The organism is Amycolatopsis sp. cg13 (assembly GCF_041346965.1).
Taxonomy (GTDB): Bacteria; Actinomycetota; Actinomycetes; order Mycobacteriales; family Pseudonocardiaceae; genus Amycolatopsis.
On sequence record NZ_CP166848.1, the window covers coordinates 6,536,853 to 6,553,279 of the forward strand.

Below are 16,427 nucleotides of genomic sequence, written 5' to 3' on the forward strand. Positions count from 1 at the left end.
GATGCCCGAAAAGATCGACTACGACGCCAAAATCCCGAACAACGTGCACCTCGCCGACGACCGGAGGCTGCAGCGCGCGTTGGAGGGCTGGCAGCCGAAATTCATGAACTGGTGGGGCGAAATGGGCCCCACGCTGGAAACCGAGGGCGTGTACCTGCGCACCGCGGTGAGCGTCGGCCGCGACGGCTGGGCGCACTTCGACCACGTCAACGTGCCGGATTACCGCTGGGGCATCTTCCTCGCCGAGCGGGAGCCGGACCGGCGGATCGCGTTCGGCGAGCACGCGGGCGAACCGGTGTGGCAGCAGGTGCCCGGCGAGTACCGCGCCGACTTGCAGCGGCTGATCGTGATCCAGGGCGACACCGAACCGGCGTCGGTCGAGCAGCAGCGGTTGCTCGGGCTCACCGCGCCGTCGCTGTACGACCTGCGCAATCTCTTCCAGGTGAATGTGGAGGAGGGGCGGCACCTGTGGGCGATGGTGTATCTGCTGCACGCGTACTTCGGCCGCGAAGGCCGGGACGAGGCCGAAGGCCTGCTGCTGCGCAACTCCGGCAGCCCGGACGCGCCGCGCATCCTCGGCGCGTTCAACGAGGAAACGGCCGACTGGCTCGCGTTCTACATGTTCACGTACTTCACCGACCGCGATGGGAAATACCAGCTTGGCACGTTGAAGGAAAGCTCGTTCGACCCGCTGTCGCGCACCTGCGAGTTCATGCTCAAGGAGGAGGCGCACCACATGATGGTGGGCACCACCGGCGTCGACCGGGTGGTGCAGCGCAGTGCGGAGCTGATCCGCGAGCACGACACGTACGACATCGCGTCGCACGGCGGGATTCCGCTCGACCTGATCCAGCGATACCTGAACTTCCACTACACGGTGTCGCTCGACCTGTTCGGCAGCGAGACGTCGACGAACGCGGCGAACTACTACACCGCCGGGCTCAAAGGCCGCTGGCAGGAGACGCGACGCAAGGACGACCACAAACTCACCGACGACAGCCGTCTGCTCGACCGGCCGCGCGAGGACGGGACCTGGACGTCCGAGGAATTGCAGGCCATCCTGCTGCTGAACCTCGACCTGCGCGGCGAGTACACGGCGGACTGCCAGACCGGGGTCAACCGGTGGAACAAGATCCTCGCCGACGCCGGGATCGACTTCCGGTTCGCGTTGCCGCACCCTGGTTTCAACCGCGAGGTGGGCATAAACTCCGGCCACCACGTCACTCCGGACGGCAGCATCGTCGACGAGGCGACGTGGGAGGCAGCGCGGCACAAATGGCTGCCGACAGCCGAGGACCTGACGTTCGTCCGGTCGCTCATGCACCCGGTGTACGAGCGCGGGAAGATCGCCAGCTGGGTCGCGCCGCCGCGGCAGGGCATCAACGGAAAACCTTTCGACTACGAGTACGTGTACCTCACCTGAGGGGGCACCGATGACGGTTCCCGCGAACTTCAACGCCGCGGAGTACCTGCTCGGCCGAGGCCGTCCGGACGCGCTCGCGGTCGTCTCGCCGCGGCGCACGCTCAGCTACGGCGAACTCGCCGCCGAGACCCACCGGGTCGCGTCCGGACTGCGCGCGCTGGGCGTGCGGCCGGAGGAGCGGGTGATGTTCTGCATGGTCGACGACGTCGAACTGCTGAGCGGGATTCTCGGCGCGATGCTCGTCGGCGCGGTCGCGGTGCCAGTGTCCACTATGGTCACCGGGCTGGAACTGGGCCAGGTGCTCGCCGATTCGCGGGCGCGGGTGCTGTGCGTGTCCGGGGAGTTTTCCGCGCAGGCGGCCGGTGCGCTGACCAGTGCGCCCGAGGTGACCGACGTCGTGCTCGATCGCGCGGATCCGGCGGAATTCCCCGCCGGGGTGCGGACGCATCGGTGGCCGCTGACCCCGAGCGACGATGTCGTGGCCGCGCCGACCTGGGAGGATTCGCCCGCGCTGTGGCTCTACACCTCGGGCACGACCGGGCAGCCGAAGGGCGCGATGCACCGGCACGGGAGCATTCGCGCGGTCTGCTCGACTTATGCGTCGCAGGTGCTGGGAGTGTCCTCTTCGGACCGATTCCTGTCCGTGCCGAAATTGTTCTTCGCTTATGGGCTGGGGAATTCGGCGTTCTTCCCGCTCTCTTGTGGAGGGACGACGCTGCTGGAACCGGCCCGTCCGACGCCGGGCCTCATCGCCGCGCGGGCACGGGCGGATCGGCCGACGTTGTTCTTCGGAGTGCCGACGTTCTACGCGGCGCTGCTGGCCAGCGACGTACCGGACGATTCGTTTTCCTCGGTGCGGTACGCGGTTTCGGCCGGAGAGCCGTTGCCGTCGGCGTTGTTCACGCGGTTCCGGGAACGGTTCGGGGTGGAGATCCTGGACGGGATCGGGTCGACCGAGGCGTTGCACATCTTCTTGTCCAACCAGCCGGGTGCGGTGCGGCCGGGCAGCACCGGGGTGGCGGTGCCGGGGTACTCCGTCGAGCTCCGGGACGAGCAGGGCGCGGTCATTTCGGAAGCGGACCGGGCGGGCGAGCTGTTCGTGTCCGGCCCGTCTATCGCGACCGGGTACTGGGCGCGATACGAGACTACGAAACAGGTTTTCCAGGGTTCGTGGCTGCGGACCGGGGACAGCTACGTGCGTAACTCGGACGGCACCTATACGTGTCTCGGCCGGTTCGGCGACATGCTGAAGGCGGGCGGGATCTGGGTGTCTCCGTCCGAAGTGGAGGAACGGCTGCTGCAGCATCCGGCCGTGGCCGAGGTCGCCGTGGTCGCCGCGCCGGACGAGGACGGATTGGACAAACCGGTGGCGTGCGTGGTCGCCGCGCCTTCGGCCATTGTGGACGCTGGCGAGCTGATCGAACTTTGCCGGGAGGGCTTGGCGGCGTTCAAACGACCGCGTGGCGTGGTGGAGATGGCCGAGCTGCCGAAGACCGCGACCGGGAAGATCCGGCGGAACGTGATCCGCGAAATGGTGCGCGAGTCGCTGCTCGTGCCGCAGCCGCAATCGTGATCGACTGGCCGGCATGATCGACGAGCACTTCGTGGTGGACGCCCACGTGCACACTCCGCGGTTGCCCACGCTCAAGCCCGCCTGGCTGGATTGGGCCCGCGACTTCGCGCGCGAGTATCCGTGGCGCACGGTGTACGACGCGGACGGCACGGTGATCCCCTCAGCGATGGACGATCTCATGGCGAGCGAGGGCGTCGACCGGGTGCTGTTGTTTTGCGAATACAGTCCGCGGGCTACCGGTATTCAGGCGATTGAAGACAATCTGCCGTTGGTTGCCTACAACCCGGAGCGGTTCCGTCTGGTGGCCAACGTGAATCCGCATCTGCACCACCCGCTGGTCGACGAGGTGGAACGGCAGCTCGCGCTGGGCGCGGTGGCGTTGAAGATCCATCCGGTGCACGGCGCGTTTTCCCCGGCGGACAAGGAGTTGTACCCGGTGTACGCCTTGTGTGCCGAACGCGGGGTTCCGGTGATCCTCCACTCCGGACTGTCGGTTTTCCCCGGTTCCCGTGCCAGCTACGGTGATCCGGAGCTGCTGTCCGATGTGGTCGAAGACTTCCCGTCGGTGAATTTCGTGTTCGCGCACGGCGGGCGAGGCTGGTGGTACGACGTCGCGGCGTTCATGGCCCAGGCGAGGCCGAACGTATGGCTCGACCTCGCCGGGCTGCCGCCGAAGAAACTGCCGGAGTACTACGCGCGCTTCGACCTCGTGCGGCTGGCGCGGAAATGGATCTTCGGCACCGACTGGCCGGGAGTGCCGGGAACCGCGGTGAATGTCCGCGCGGTCGCCGATTTGGGTTTGCCCCCTGACGTTCTGGGCGGCGTGCTGTCCGGCAACGCGTTACGGCTGATGCCCGGCCTGCGCTGAGTTACTTGCGCCAGAACAGATGATGCACGACCCCGCTGGAGCTGGGAATTTTCTCCAGGTGGTAGCGATCGGTCAGCTCGTCGGGGCTCTCCCAAAGCCGTTCCCCGGCGCCGAGTTCGACCGGCGCGACGGCGATGTGCAGCGTGTCGATGAGACCGGCGTCGAGGAATTGGCGCACCGTGTTGACGCCGCCGCCGATCCGGACGTCCTTGTCGCCAGCGGCTTTCTTCGCCTGCGCGAGCGCTTCCTCCGGGGTGGTGTCGAGGAAGTGGAAAGTGGTCTGGCCCAAGGTGATCGAGGGCCGTTCGTGGTGGGTGAGGACGAAGACCGGCGTGCGGAACGGCGGTTCGTCGCCCCACCAGCCCTGCCAGTCGTGGTTGTCCCACGGACCGCGCTGCGGGCCGAACTTGTTGCGTCCCATGATTTCCGCGCCGACGTGGCCGCTGCGGTGCATGTCGCGGGTGAAGTAGTCGTCGAGCCCGCGCGTGCCGCCTGGTTCGCCGCGCATGGGCCAGCTGGCGGTGGCCCCGGCCCAGGCGAAGAGCGGCCCCGGGTCGGGGTGGCCGAACGGCTGCTCGAGAGTTTGGTCCGGACCCGCGCCGTAGCCGTCGGCGGAAAGGTTGAAACACTGGACGCGTGCCAGCATCGAGACTCCCTGCTTGTCTTTTGCAAGCACTATGCCGGAGGTGATGGTAAAGTGCAAGTGGTTACAGGAGGTGTGCGATGCCGGACGGTCCGCGCTCGGGGTGCCCGATCAACGCCGCGATCGAGGTGATCGGCGACCGGTGGAGCCTGCTGGTCCTGCGCGACATCATGTTCGGCGACCGGCGGCATTTCCGGCAATTGCAGTCGCGGTCCGAGGAAGGAATCGCGTCGAATATCCTCGCCGACCGATTGCGCACGCTGACCGAAGAAGGATTGCTCACGCGCGACTCGGCCGGCCGCGGCCAGCGCGCGACTTACAGTTTGACGGAAGCGGCGATTCAGCTGGTGCCGGTTTTGGTGCAGCTCGGAAGCTGGGGTTTGCGGCATCGGCCGACGACGCCGGAATTGCGCGTGCGAGCGGAACTGCTGGAAGAGGGCGGGCCGCCGCTGTGGGAGGAATTCATGGCGGAACTCCGGGAACGGCACCTCGGAATTCCCCGGCCCGGCGGAGACGGACCAACGGCGACGGAACGACTGGCGGCGGCTTACGCGGAGGCTGTCGCCCGAGGATGACTGCGAGCCCCGTGGCGCTCGCCCGGCGCCAGATACCTCGCCCGGAAGTTGATCACTCGATTCGGCATTCGCCCTGATAAAGCGGATCCTCCGAGATGCCCGGTTCGTCAGCCTTCCCGAGTGAGGAAGGGAGCCGGGAATGCCGGACCAGGACGAGGTGCGCCGGTTGTCGGCGAAAGTGATCCGGATCGTCGCCGCGAATCCGGGACTTCGCGCGGACGCGGACGACGCTTGCCAAACGGCATGGCTGGAATTCCTGCGCCGCCCGCCGAAACTGCAGGATTCGACCCGCCTGGCCGGTTGGCTGACGACCGTCGCGCGCAGGCACGCACTCCGCGCGGCGGAAAAGCGTTCGCGGGTGACGCTCGCCGATAATGCGCGATTGGAGGCGCGCAAGCCAGCGGATTCCCCCGAGAAGCACGCGTTGGCCGGTGAACTGACAGCCGCGTTGTGGCGGGCGGTCGAGCAGTTCCCGGAGCGTCATCGGCGGATGATGCTTCTGCTGGCGCATTGTCCGGAGCTGCGGCATGACCAGCTGGCGGCGGAGCTGGGGATCGCCAAGTCGAGCGTGAGCAAGATCCGGAAACGCTGTTTGACGGCACTTCGGCGGCGGCTGGAGTCGGAGGGGTTCAGCTATCCATGACAAACCGCTGGTCGGAGCCGCGAATCACGGTACGATCCGGACCGTTGTCCGGACGGCGACCAGGGGGCGCGCGGTGAGCGGTACCAGAGTGTTGGTGGCGGGGGCGAGCATCGCGGGACCCGCGCTGGCCCATTGGTTGCGTCGGCGGGGAGCCGAGGTGACCGTCGTGGAGCGGGCTCCCGAATTGCGGCCCGGCGGGCAGGCGGTGGACGCGCGCGGGGTGGCCAAGGACGTCATCGCGCGCATGGGGCTGGACGCGGCGGTGCGCGCGGCGTGCACCGACACCGCGGGCGCGCACACCGTCGACGCGAATGGCAAAGTGCTGGAGACCTTCCGCGCCGACGACGACGGCGGTGACGGATTCATCGCGGACATCGAGATCCTGCGCGGAGATCTGTCCCGGGTGCTCTACGAAGACACCCGCGACGGCGTCGAATATCTCTTCGGAGACCGGATCGCTGAACTCGCCCAGGACGCGGACGGGGTCGACGTGGTCTTCGCGGGCGGCGACCGGCGGCGCTTCGACCTGGTGATCGGGGCCGACGGGCTGCACTCGTCGTTGCGGGCGATGGTTTTCGGGCCGCACGAGCGGTATCTCCGCCATCTCGGGCATGTGCTGGCCTTCTACAGCGTGCCCAACGAATTCGGCCTGGACCGCTGGCTGCTCGAATACCAGGAGTCCGGCCGCACCGCACTCCTGCGCCCCATCCAGGACGCCACCCGCGCGATGGCGATGTTCTACTTCGCCGCGCCGGATTTCGACGTCGACTACCGGGACATCGCGGCCCAGAAAGTGCTGCTGCGGGAGCGGATGGCCGGCCTCGGCTTGCGGACCCCGGAGATCCTCGCGCACCTCGACGACACCCCGGACTTCTACCTCGACCAGGTCGCGCAGGTGGTGATGGACCGCTGGTCGAGCGGACGGGTGGGGCTGCTCGGGGACGCGGCGTTCAGCTCGTCGCCGATGTCCGGGCAGGGCACCGGGCTGGCCCTGGTCGGCGCCTACCTGCTGGCCGGCGAACTGGCCGCCGCCGGATGGGACGCCGACGCCGGGTTCTCCCGCTACGAGGCGCGAATGCGTTCGTTCGTCGAAGCCAACCAGGAGATCGGCCGGTTGAACGCGCGCAGCCGTGACGTTCCCGGCCCCGACGCCGAACCGAGTCCCGATTTCGCCAGCGAAGAGTTCATGGAGCTGGTCGGGCGCGCGATCAACGGCGTCGAATTGCCCGACTACGCAGGGGTTCCGGACTCTCGGTCAGACAGCAGGGGCTCAGCCGTTCACTGAACGAAGCGTCCGCATCGCCTCCGCCAACCCGGCGGCGTCCGGGCCCAGCGGCGTAAGCACGATCCGCCGCAAGATCTCCGCACAAGCAGCCCTCGCCTTCACCGCCACCTCCAGCCCGTGTTCCGTCAGTGCGGCGAACGTGACGCGACGGTCCTCGGGGCTCGGGACCCGGCAGATCAGGTCCGCGGCGACCAGCCGGTCCGCCACCTTCGTGAAACCCCCGCTCGACAGGGCGGCTTCGGTGGCGAGGCGCGTCATCGGCATCCGGTGTTCCGGGGAGCGCACCAGGCGCAGCAGGATGTCGAACGACGCGGGGGCCAGGCCGAAGCGCTCGGCGATCTCGCCCATCAACGCGTTCTGCGTGGCCAGGTAGCCCTCGATCACGAGGCCCCACCACGTCACGATCTCGTCGTCGTCCGTCTGCGGATCCGGGGTCATCCGCCGGAGTCTACCCGGAATACATCTTGCGTGCGAGAAGTTACCTGGACAAACGAAGGGAGTGCATACTCCTGGAAGCGAAGCCGCCGGACGAGGAGCGACGATGATCCACCAGTACACCGAGGGCGATCCCGATCTCCCGGTGCTTCTTCTCCTGCACGGAACCGGCGGCGGCCCGGACGATCTGCTCGGGTTGGCGAACGAGCTGAGCCCGGGTTCGGGGACGCTCGCACCGACCGGGCCGGTGTCGGAAAACGGTGCGGCGCGGTGGTTCCGGCGGTTGTCCGAGGGCGTATTCGATCACCAGGACGTCCTCGCGCGGGCAGACGAGCTGGCGGATTTTCTCGGCACCGCACGGGAAAAGTACGGGTTCAGCCGGGTAGTCGCGGTGGGCTTTTCGAACGGGGCCAACATCGCTGCCGCGGTAACGCTTACGCGGCCGGATGCGCTCAAGGAAGCCATTCTGTTCTCGTCGATGTCGCCGCTGCCGGAACCGCCGCGGCACGATCTCACCGGCACTCGCGTGTTCCTTTCCAACGGCGAGCAAGACCCGATGGCTCCGCTGCCCGCCAACGACGAACTCGTGCGACAGCTTCGCGAACGGCACGCCGAAGCGGCGACGCACCGCTGGCCGGGAGGGCATCAGGTGACCGTCGAAGGAGTAAGCGCGGCCAGGGCCTGGCTCGCTAGGGTCGAGGCATGACCGAGCTGACTCGCGCGCAAGACCTGCTCGCCTCCACGATCCTCGCCGACGGACACAACGACCTGCCCTGGGCGCTCCGCGACAAGGCCGGTCCGAACCCGGTCGAAGCAGTAGCGGGCGTGGACCTCACGGTGGGGCAGCCGACCCTGCACACCGACTTCCCCAAACTCGCCGAAGGCAAGCTGGGCCTGCAGTTCTGGTCGGTCTACGTGCCGTGCGAGTTCAAGGGCGACAGCGCGGTCACCGCGGTACTGGAACAGATCGAGGTGGTTTACCAGCTCGCCGAGCGCTACCCCGAGCGGCTGCGGCTGGTGACCACGGCCGACGAGGCCGAGGCGGCGTTCGCGGAAGGCCGGATCGCGTCGCTGCTCGGCGCCGAGGGCGGGCACAGCATCGCCGAATCCCTCGGCGTGCTGCGGATTCTGCGCCGGCTCGGCGTCCGGTACATGACGCTGACGCACAACTTCAACACCACCTGGGCGGACTCCGGAACGGACAAGCCCGAGCACCACGGGCTCACCGAGTTCGGCCGCGAGGTCGTGCGCGAGATGAACCGGATCGGCATGCTCGTGGATCTTTCGCACGTCGCGCCGAGCACCATGCGCGCCGCGATTGAGGTGTCCAGCGCGCCGGTGATCTTCAGCCACTCGTCGTGCCGCGCGGTCAACGATCACCCGCGCAACATCCCCGACGACGTGCTCGCCCAGCTGCCCGGCAACGGCGGCGTCGCGATGATCACCTTCGTGCCCGCTTTCATCTCCGCCGCGGTCACCGAGTGGGACAACCAGCTCCGGGACGCGATGACGGCCGCCGGACAGGAGTTCCTCGACCTCGGCCAGCGCGGCCGGTTCGCCGAGACCTGGGACGCGCCGCCCAAGCCGAAGTCGACGATCGAGGACGTCGTCGCGCACATCGAGCACGCGCGCGAGGTCGCCGGGATCGACCACATCGGGCTCGGCGGCGACTACGACGGCGTCGGCGAACTGCCGGTGGGCCTCGAGGACGTGTCGAAGTACCCGGCGCTCATCGCCGCGCTGATGGAACGCGGGTGGAGCGACGAGGACTGCGCGAAACTCGCCGGCCGCAACACGCTGCGGGTGCTGCGCGAGGTCGACGCGAAGCTCTGAATTAGCGCATCACGGCGAGTGGGCGGACAATCACGGTATGTCCCACGCGCGAAACGACGGTCCCGACGGGACCGCTAAATCGGAAATTCCCGAAGCGCCGGGCACCGAGGTGCCCGGCGCGCTCGACCCCGCCGCCCCGGGCACCGCACCGGGAGCCGAACCCGGACCGCGACCACCCGCCGCGAAGCCAGCAGGCCGCCGGGGCAAGGTCAAGTCCACCCGCATCAGCGGCACTTGGATCGCCGTGATCGTGGCGATCGTCGTGCTGGCGTTCCTGCTGGTGTTCATCCTGCAGAACCTGGACACGGCGACCGTCCACTTCCTGGGCGCGTCCGGCAGCATGCCGCTCGCGGTGGCGATGCTCTTCGCTGCCATCGCGGGTGCCGCGTTGGTCGCACTGATCGGCGGGGCTCGTATCTTGCAGCTGCGGAAGCAGGCTCGCCGACGGCGTTAGGCGCATTCCTGCGCGCGGAGGCCCAGCAGGATCTCGCACACCGCGGGGTCCCCGCTGAGCTGTACCCGCGTGCGCACTTCCGCCGCGGGCAAGGTCCCGCTGCACAACCGCCAGAACGAGTCCGCGTCAGTTGTCAGAGACGCGAGCGGAGACCGTGACGTAGCCCCGCCGCGGTCGATCGTCCAGCCAACCGCGGTGGCGCGCACGGTCCACCGCCCAGCCCCTTCCACCGAACACGCCACCTGGCGTCCGGCCCGAGCGGTCACCGCACGCAACGTCTGCGGCAGCGAGCGCAGGAACGTGTCCACCACCGGCGTCCGGAACTCCGGCTCGTCCAGCAGCGGAGCCTCCACAGCCTCCCGGATCTGCTGCTGATGCACCCACTGCTCCGCGTAATCACGAGCAACCGTCAGCCACAACGGCGCAGCGGCCGGTTCGTCCAGATCCCGGTGCTTCCACAGCTCGGTCAGCTGCGTCGTGCTGTCCACGAACATCGCGAACAACACCTCCGGCGACAGCTGACGGCAGGCAGCAACCCAAGAAGCCCCCTCGCCGAAGTGGCCGTCCCGGTCGCGGGAAAGCCGCCGAAGCTTCAGGCCGAGGATGTGTGCGGTGAGGTCGTGCACCGTCCATTCGCCCAGCGCGGGCGACGCCCACTCCGGCGTCCGGAGGTCGGAGAGCACTCCGATCAGCGCCTGTTCTTCGCGGACGAGCAGCGGCAGCACGTCGATCGGCGGTCCCCACGGCGCGGTCATGCGCGTCATCCAACACCCACCGGCCAGGCATCACAGGGCCATTCGGCCTACTCGCAGGTAGCATCAGCGCGAACAGTGAGGGGAGCAGCCCGTGGACTACCAGCGACCGAACGGCCGGGGCACCGCCGAGGACGTGGCCAACCTGGCCCGCCGGGCCGGCCAGCTCGCCGGATGGGCGGCGCGCACCGGCTTCGACCTGACCCGCAAACTTCCCGGGATCGACACCGCCGAACGCGGCCTCAAGCAGGTCGAACGCGGGCTGCTGAGCGAGCTGCGCCGCCGCCTCGACGAGGTGGACGATCCCTATCACGCGGCGCTGACCGCGGCGTCCGCGATGAACCGGGCCGATCTCGGCAGCCGCGCCGTCGAAACGACCGTGACACTGGTGCCCGCGCGCGACCACGTCGAACCGCTGCGCGCGGCGATGGCCGAACTGCTCAACCACTCCATCGGCTTCGGCCGCGAGCGCGCCCGCGAGTACCTGTACGCGATCATCCTCCGCCAGCTCACCCCCGACGAGGCGCGCATCCTCTCCGCGCTGTCCGACGGCTCCCCGTTCCCCGCGATCGACGTCGCCGAGCGCAGCGCCATCGGCGGCACCGGCCGGATCGTGCTGCGCAACGCCTCGACGGTCGGCAAGGCCGCCGGGGTATCGCTGCCGGACCAGGTGCCCGGCTACGTGACCCGGCTGATCGGTCTCGGACTGGTCGAGCTGGACGAGGAGGTGCCCTCGCTCGAGACGCAGTACGAGATCCTGCTGACCGACGAGTCGGTCCGCGAGGTGGAGAAGCAGGTGAAGCGGATCAAGATCATCCGCCGCACCATCCACGTCTCGCGGCTCGGCGCGCAGTTCTGGCAGGCCTGCGACCCGAGCCTGGGCTGACCCCGATGGGCGAGTTCGTCTCGAAGATCCTCGACGACTTCGTCCGGCACTGGCCGCTGTATGTCTCCATCCCGATCGTCGCCGCGCTGATCGGGTACGGCACGAAGCTGGTCGCGATCCGGATGATGTTCCAGCCGGTCGAGTTCATCGGCGTCAAACCCTTCCTCGGCTGGCAGGGCATCGTGCCCAAGCGGGCCGCGCGGATGGCGAGCATCGCCTGCGACACGATGACCGAGCAGCTGATCAAACCGGCCGAGGTCGTCGCCCGCCTCGACGCGGACCGGATCGCCAAGGAAATCGAGAAACCGCTGCTCGCGGCCGTCGAGGACATCGTGCGCGAGGTGGCCGGGCACTACCAGCCTGGTCTGTGGGAGTCGCTGCCGGTCGGCGTGCAGCGGCTGGTGATCCAGCGCGTGCAGGCGGAATCGCCGCACATGGTCAAGGCCGTGCTCGAACTCATCCAGTCCGATGTGGACAGTGTGTTCGACCTCAAGGGCATGGTGGTCACCAGCCTCGTCAAGGACAAACGGCTGCTGAACCGGATCTTCCAGGAAGCCGGCGCGGAGGAGTTCAAGTTCATCGCCCGCTCCGGGCTGGTGTTCGGCGGCCTGATCGGCGTGATCCAGATGGTCGCGTGGGTGCTGTTCAAATTCCCGCCGATCATGCCGTTGTTCGGTCTCTTCACCGGCTGGTTCACCGACTGGCTCGCGCTGCGGATGATTTTCTACCCGCTGGAGCCCAAGAAATACTTCGGCGTCACTTGGCAGGGCCTGTTCCTCAAACGGCGCGCGGAGGTCGCCGAGGCCTACGGCGAGCTGATCGCGAAAGAAATCATCACGCCGCACAACGTCATCGAGGCGGTGCTGCAGGGCCCGCTGTCCGACCGCGTGCTCGCGCTCATCCAGCGGCAGCTCGACCGCGAGCTGGGCCGGGCGGCGAACGTCGCGAAACCGTTGCTGGTCTTCGCTATCGGCAGCCGCCGCTACCAGGACATGAAGCTGGCCATCTCGGAGCAGATCATGACCCGGCTGCCGGACACCATGCGCTACATCGAGGATTACGCCACCGACGCGATGGACATCCGGAATGTCCTGGTCGGAAAGATGAAAGAATTGTCGCCCGAGGAGTTCGAGCAGCTGCTGCGCCCGGCTTTCCAGCAGGACGAATGGATTCTCATCGCGACCGGCGCGGTGCTCGGCTTCGCGGTCGGCGAGGCGCAGGTACTGGTGCTGGAGCATCTCGCCGTGTGACGCCTCCCCCTTGTGGAGGAGCGGCTTCGGCCGGGAGACTGACCCTCATGGGTGAGACGGCGGTGCCGTGGCCGCAGGAAATCCGGATCGCGATGGCCATGGTGGGGGGATCCAGCCTGGCAGTGTGGATGGGGGGAGTCGCTACCGAGACCTCGGCGTTGCTGCACGCTTCGCGCACGCCGGACGAGAGTAACGGCTACCGGAAACTTCTCGACCTTTTGCACGCTTCGGTGCGCCTCGACGTGCTCACCGGCACGAGCGCGGGCGGCATCAACGCCGCGTGTCTCGGTTTGGCGGAGGCGTACCGGTCGACGCCGGCGATCTTGCGCGATACCTGGTTCTCCGCCGGGTCGCTGGAAAACCTGATCCGCGACCCGGGCGAGACGCAGCCGCGTTCGGTGCTGAACGGCGACAAGGTGCTGCTGGGCGGCCTGGTCCAGGCGATGCACGACATCACCGGATCCGGCGTCGTGCCCACCGAGCCGCCGGACGTGACCGTGCTGCTCACCGGGACCATGATCGACGGCGAGACCACGCAGTACGACGACGCGCTCGGAAACCGGGTGCGGGACACCGAACATCGCATGCTGTTCCGCTTCGACGGTCCATTGTGGAATAACCAGGTGCACGGCCCGCTCGCTCTCGCCGCCCGGTCGAGCGCGTCCTTTCCCGGTGCCTTCGAGCTGTCGCGCATGCCGATCGGCCCCGAGGCGGCGGACCGGCTGCATCCGGACATGACCGACTACACCGAGCTGTGCCGTTCGCATTGGCTCGCCGACGGCGGCGTGCTGGTGAACAAGCCCTTGCGACCGGCGTTGCGAGAGATTTTCGAACGCTCGTCCTCGACGGATGTGCGGCGGCTGCTGCTGTACGTCGTCCCGAAGATCGACGGGGAAGTCAAGCCGATGGCTTGTGATCCGGCCGATCCGCCAATGCTCGGCACCGCGCTGGCGAAGGTCGCCTCGACGATCATGAGCCAGACCATCAGCGTCGAACTGGAGGACCTGAGCCGCCACAACTCCGCTGTCACGCGCACCCGGGACACTCGGGTAGCGCTCGCCTCGCTCGGCCTGCGCGGCGGACAGCTGGTGGACGACCGCGTGCACCGGGCGTACCTCGACCGCCGGGTCGCCCTCGACGCGGCCGATCTGGTGCGAGCGGCCACCCGCCGCTACGAACTGTCCGATGAGGACAGTGGGTGGGCGGCCGGGAATTCGGCGCTGCTGCAGGACATCGCCGCCGACGGACTGCGTCGCGGGATCCCGGACACCTTGCCCGGCGAATCGGTCACGGTCGGCGAGATGGTCGGCTACCGCACCTCGACGCTGGAGGACGCGGTCGCCACCGGCATCCAGCTGATCAACGCCGGCTTCCGGATGGGCCCGGATCTCGAACAGGCGACGCAGCTCAACGAGGCACGCGCGAAGATGCACGCCGCCCGCCGGAGTGCGGCTCGCGAGGCCCGGCTGTCCGCGTGGGTGGCCCGGCACGAACCCCCGCCTGCGGGCACGTCGATGCCGGACTGGATCGGCCAGCTCGCCGTCGAATGGGCGGATCTCGGCGCGTCGGACGCGGTACGAGAGGCGTGGCCGGAGCTGACCGGCGCGCTGCGGTCGGCGGCCCCGGTGCTGCAAGCGTTGTCGGGCAAGGAAAACCAGTGGTCCGCGGACGCCGCCGACACGGTGACGACGCTGCTGGACTGGTTCGGCCTGGACAACGCGGACGTCGCGGATGGCTTTGTCATGGCGCGGTTCCTGTTGCTGCACATGGCAACGCGTGGGCTCCTGGCCGAAGCGCCGGCGGTGGACCAGCGTGTCGACCTGGTGCAGATGAGCGCGGACAGCCGCACCCTGCTGGATCTGGCGCGGCCGCGCGGCCAGGACAAACTGACCGGGACGCAGGCGAACAACTTCGGCGGGTTCTACAAAGCGTCCTGGCGCGCGAACGACTGGATGTGGGGCCGGATCGACGGCGCGGGCTGGCTGATGCAGTGCCTGCTCGACCCGAAACGCCTGCGGGTGCTGCGCGACATCGTGGGCCCGGAGGAATTCCGGAAGCAGGTAAGGACGACGTTCCGCGAGATTGGCTGGGAGCCGCCTTCCCCGGCGGACAACGGGATGCCCGCGGACCTGCCCGTGCTGCTCGCGCAGCTGGGCGACGAGCTGGCTTTCCTTGGCCTGGACGCGAATCTGTCGCCGGTCGGCTTCGGGAAAGAGGTGCCGACCAGCCTTCCGGTGACGTCGATGGTGCTGGCCAAGTCGCGGCAGCTGACCATCGCGCGGGAGGAATTGCCGGTGCTCGCGCAGCAAGCCGAGCAGGATGCGAAGGAGGGCAACGGAAAAGCGTCGGAGAGTTTCCGGAAGCTGATGGTTTCCCGGCCGCTCGAACAAGAATCCAAGAAAGCCGCCGCCCCGCCGGAAAATTCCGGTCAGCAGGACGCGGCTCAGCGCGCTTTCCAAGCCTGCCAAGTCTCCGCTGAACGCTTCGAAGGCGAACTCGGCAGTACTTTGCTCACCAAAACCATTGTCAAAGCCGGAGCCGCCGGGCTCAACGCCGCGTCGACCGCGACGCGGGTCCCGAAAACCCTCCAGCCGCTGGCGAAATTCGCGCAGCTCAGCAGCCGTAGTTCGTGGTGGGTCACGCAGGGCGCGACGAGGCTGGGCCGTCCCTGGAACCTGCTCGCCGCCGCCATCACCGCGATCGCCGGATTCGTGCTCAGCGGCGAAGGCGGATCCGTCCTGCAGTGGCTCGGCCTGCCGGTCGCCGGCGGTGCGCTCGTGTTCCTCGTGGTGAGTCTGCTGACGTTGAGGCGCACGTGGCGAATGGTGCTGACCGTGCTGGGTGTGCTGGTGATAGCCGCGTTGCTGTTCGCGGCTTTCCTGCCGCCGATCGCGCAGCCGTTGTTCGGCTGGCTCGGCACGGTGGTGGACGGTTGGCGGCGCGGGCAGGCTCCACTGTGGTGGCTCGCCGTCGTCGCGCTGCTCCTGCTGCCCGCGGTCTGGACCCCGCTGTCCGGGCTGGGGCGGAAGAAGCGGCGACGGTCCCGTCCGGACAGTCCACGCTCCAGCCCCAGGTAGACCGCGATTTCCGGCGCTGGAGTTGCGGCAGCGCCGACGAAGGCCCATCGTCTGGGGTCACAGGTGGCATACCGAAGGTGTGCGGCCCAGGCGCACCTGTGCCCAGAACTCGGCTCCGCTAAACATGTTTGTGGTCCTCCTCACCGGGGTATCCACGTCATCCCTGGTGAGGGCGGTGGACGTGGCATGGATCGCTGGCGGCGCGAAAATTCTCTGTTACGTTTCCAAAGTATGTCCGGAAAGCACTTGATCGAATCCCCGACCAAGGCCGATGGTGCCGCTCTCTGGCGAATCGCACGCGATTCGCAGAAGCTTGATCTCAACTCGCCGTATGCCTACCTGTTGTGGTGCAAGGATTTCGCGGAGACCTCGGTCGTCGCCCGCGTCGACGGTGAGCCAGTCGGATTCGTGATCGCTTACCGAAGGCCGTCCGCACCGGACGCCGCGCTCGTGTGGCAGGTCGCCGTCGACGCGTCGCAACGCGGAAAAGGCCTGGCCGGACAGTTGCTGGACAGCCTGTACACGCGTCTGGTCGGCGAGGGCGTGCGGTACCTGGAAACCACGATCACTCCGGACAACCAGGCGTCGATCCGGCTCTTCGAGTCGTTCGCGAAGCGCTGGAACGCGGATCTGGAACACCGCCGGTTGTTCGAAGTCGCTGATTTTCCGCAGGGGGAGGCGCACGAACCCGAGGATCTTTACCGCATCGGGCCGTTGCGCCGCTAATAAC

General features: G+C 68.0%; 16 protein-coding genes. 13 read left to right on the top strand and 3 right to left on the bottom strand.

The features are described 5' to 3' along the window. Window position 1: 1 nt before the first annotated feature. Genes boxB through AB5I40_RS30565 form a run of 3 tightly spaced genes read left to right on the top strand, consistent with a single transcriptional unit; the run spans window position 2 to window position 3,864 of the window. The gene (gene boxB / locus AB5I40_RS30555; RefSeq protein WP_370933704.1) at window positions 2-1,423 is read left to right on the top strand and encodes a benzoyl-CoA 2,3-epoxidase subunit BoxB; all 1,422 of its coding nucleotides are present in this window, start codon (window positions 2-4) and stop codon (window positions 1,421-1,423) included. Window positions 1,424-1,433: 10 nt separating this feature from the next. After that, the gene (locus AB5I40_RS30560; protein ID WP_370933705.1) at window positions 1,434-2,996 is read left to right on the top strand and encodes a benzoate-CoA ligase family protein; all 1,563 of its coding nucleotides are present in this window, start codon (window positions 1,434-1,436) and stop codon (window positions 2,994-2,996) included. A 13-nt stretch (window positions 2,997-3,009) separates the two neighbouring features. After that, entirely contained in the window at window positions 3,010-3,864 is an 855-nt protein-coding gene (locus AB5I40_RS30565; RefSeq protein WP_370933706.1) for an amidohydrolase family protein, read from the top strand. Between the two features lies 1 nt (window position 3,865). Here AB5I40_RS30565 and AB5I40_RS30570 read toward each other — a convergent pair whose 3' ends face one another. Beyond that, window positions 3,866-4,510, bottom strand: a complete 645-nt coding sequence (locus AB5I40_RS30570; RefSeq protein WP_370933707.1) for a dihydrofolate reductase family protein — start codon at window positions 4,508-4,510, stop codon at window positions 3,866-3,868. Window positions 4,511-4,587: 77 nt separating this feature from the next. On the opposite strand from AB5I40_RS30570, the gene AB5I40_RS30575 reads away from it, so the two are divergent. The 3 genes from AB5I40_RS30575 (at window position 4,588) to AB5I40_RS30585 (ending at window position 7,010) form a co-directional block, all read left to right on the top strand. Next, entirely contained in the window at window positions 4,588-5,082 is a 495-nt protein-coding gene (locus AB5I40_RS30575) for a winged helix-turn-helix transcriptional regulator (RefSeq protein ID WP_370933708.1), read from the top strand. Between the two features lie 139 nt (window positions 5,083-5,221). Continuing rightward, the gene (locus tag AB5I40_RS30580; protein ID WP_370933709.1) at window positions 5,222-5,725 is read left to right on the top strand and encodes an RNA polymerase sigma factor; all 504 of its coding nucleotides are present in this window, start codon (window positions 5,222-5,224) and stop codon (window positions 5,723-5,725) included. A gap of 73 nt (window positions 5,726-5,798) precedes the next feature. Then, window positions 5,799-7,010 carry an FAD-dependent monooxygenase gene (locus AB5I40_RS30585; RefSeq protein ID WP_370933710.1) on the top strand — a complete coding sequence of 404 codons (1,212 nt, stop codon included), beginning with the start codon at window positions 5,799-5,801 and terminating at the stop codon, window positions 7,008-7,010. Here AB5I40_RS30585 and AB5I40_RS30590 read toward each other — a convergent pair. Then, complete coding sequence (locus AB5I40_RS30590; RefSeq protein WP_370933711.1) at window positions 6,996-7,448, bottom strand: MarR family winged helix-turn-helix transcriptional regulator; 453 nt, start codon at window positions 7,446-7,448, stop codon at window positions 6,996-6,998. The genes AB5I40_RS30585 and AB5I40_RS30590 overlap by 15 nt on opposite strands. A gap of 103 nt (window positions 7,449-7,551) precedes the next feature. Between AB5I40_RS30590 and AB5I40_RS30595 the strand changes: the two genes are divergently transcribed. The 3 genes from AB5I40_RS30595 to AB5I40_RS30605 are packed head-to-tail and all read left to right on the top strand — an operon-like array spanning window position 7,552 to window position 9,732. Then, window positions 7,552-8,151 (top strand): alpha/beta hydrolase, encoded by a 600-nt coding sequence (locus AB5I40_RS30595; RefSeq protein WP_370933712.1) that lies wholly within the window; start codon window positions 7,552-7,554, stop codon window positions 8,149-8,151. After that, complete coding sequence (locus tag AB5I40_RS30600) at window positions 8,148-9,278, top strand: dipeptidase (RefSeq protein ID WP_370933713.1); 1,131 nt, start codon at window positions 8,148-8,150, stop codon at window positions 9,276-9,278. Before AB5I40_RS30595 ends, AB5I40_RS30600 begins: the two co-directional genes overlap by 4 nt. 37 nt (window positions 9,279-9,315) lie before the next feature. Beyond that, a complete protein-coding gene (locus AB5I40_RS30605; RefSeq protein WP_370933714.1) occupies window positions 9,316-9,732 on the top strand; it encodes a lipopolysaccharide assembly LapA domain-containing protein in 417 nt (138 codons plus the stop codon). On the opposite strand, the gene AB5I40_RS30610 is transcribed toward AB5I40_RS30605, so the two are convergent. Next, complete coding sequence (locus AB5I40_RS30610) at window positions 9,729-10,487, bottom strand: maleylpyruvate isomerase N-terminal domain-containing protein (protein WP_370933715.1); 759 nt, start codon at window positions 10,485-10,487, stop codon at window positions 9,729-9,731. The two genes, AB5I40_RS30605 and AB5I40_RS30610, sit on opposite strands and share 4 nt — an antisense overlap. A 91-nt stretch (window positions 10,488-10,578) precedes the next feature. Between AB5I40_RS30610 and AB5I40_RS30615 the strand changes: the two genes are divergently transcribed. The 4 genes from AB5I40_RS30615 to ectA all read left to right on the top strand — a co-directional run bounded on the left by AB5I40_RS30615 (window position 10,579) and on the right by ectA (window position 16,423). Further along, the gene (locus AB5I40_RS30615; protein WP_370933716.1) at window positions 10,579-11,370 is read left to right on the top strand and encodes an Abi-alpha family protein; all 792 of its coding nucleotides are present in this window, start codon (window positions 10,579-10,581) and stop codon (window positions 11,368-11,370) included. A 5-nt stretch (window positions 11,371-11,375) separates the two neighbouring features. Next, window positions 11,376-12,620, top strand: a complete 1,245-nt coding sequence (locus AB5I40_RS30620; protein ID WP_370933717.1) for a DUF445 domain-containing protein — start codon at window positions 11,376-11,378, stop codon at window positions 12,618-12,620. Between the two features lie 47 nt (window positions 12,621-12,667). Then, window positions 12,668-15,697: a patatin-like protein gene (locus AB5I40_RS30625; protein ID WP_370933718.1), complete on the top strand. Its 3,030-nt coding sequence runs from the start codon at window positions 12,668-12,670 to the stop codon at window positions 15,695-15,697. Between the two features lie 231 nt (window positions 15,698-15,928). Further along, window positions 15,929-16,423 carry a diaminobutyrate acetyltransferase gene (gene ectA, locus AB5I40_RS30630; protein ID WP_370933719.1) on the top strand — a complete coding sequence of 165 codons (495 nt, stop codon included), beginning with the start codon at window positions 15,929-15,931 and terminating at the stop codon, window positions 16,421-16,423. Window positions 16,424-16,427: the final 4 nt, after the last annotated feature.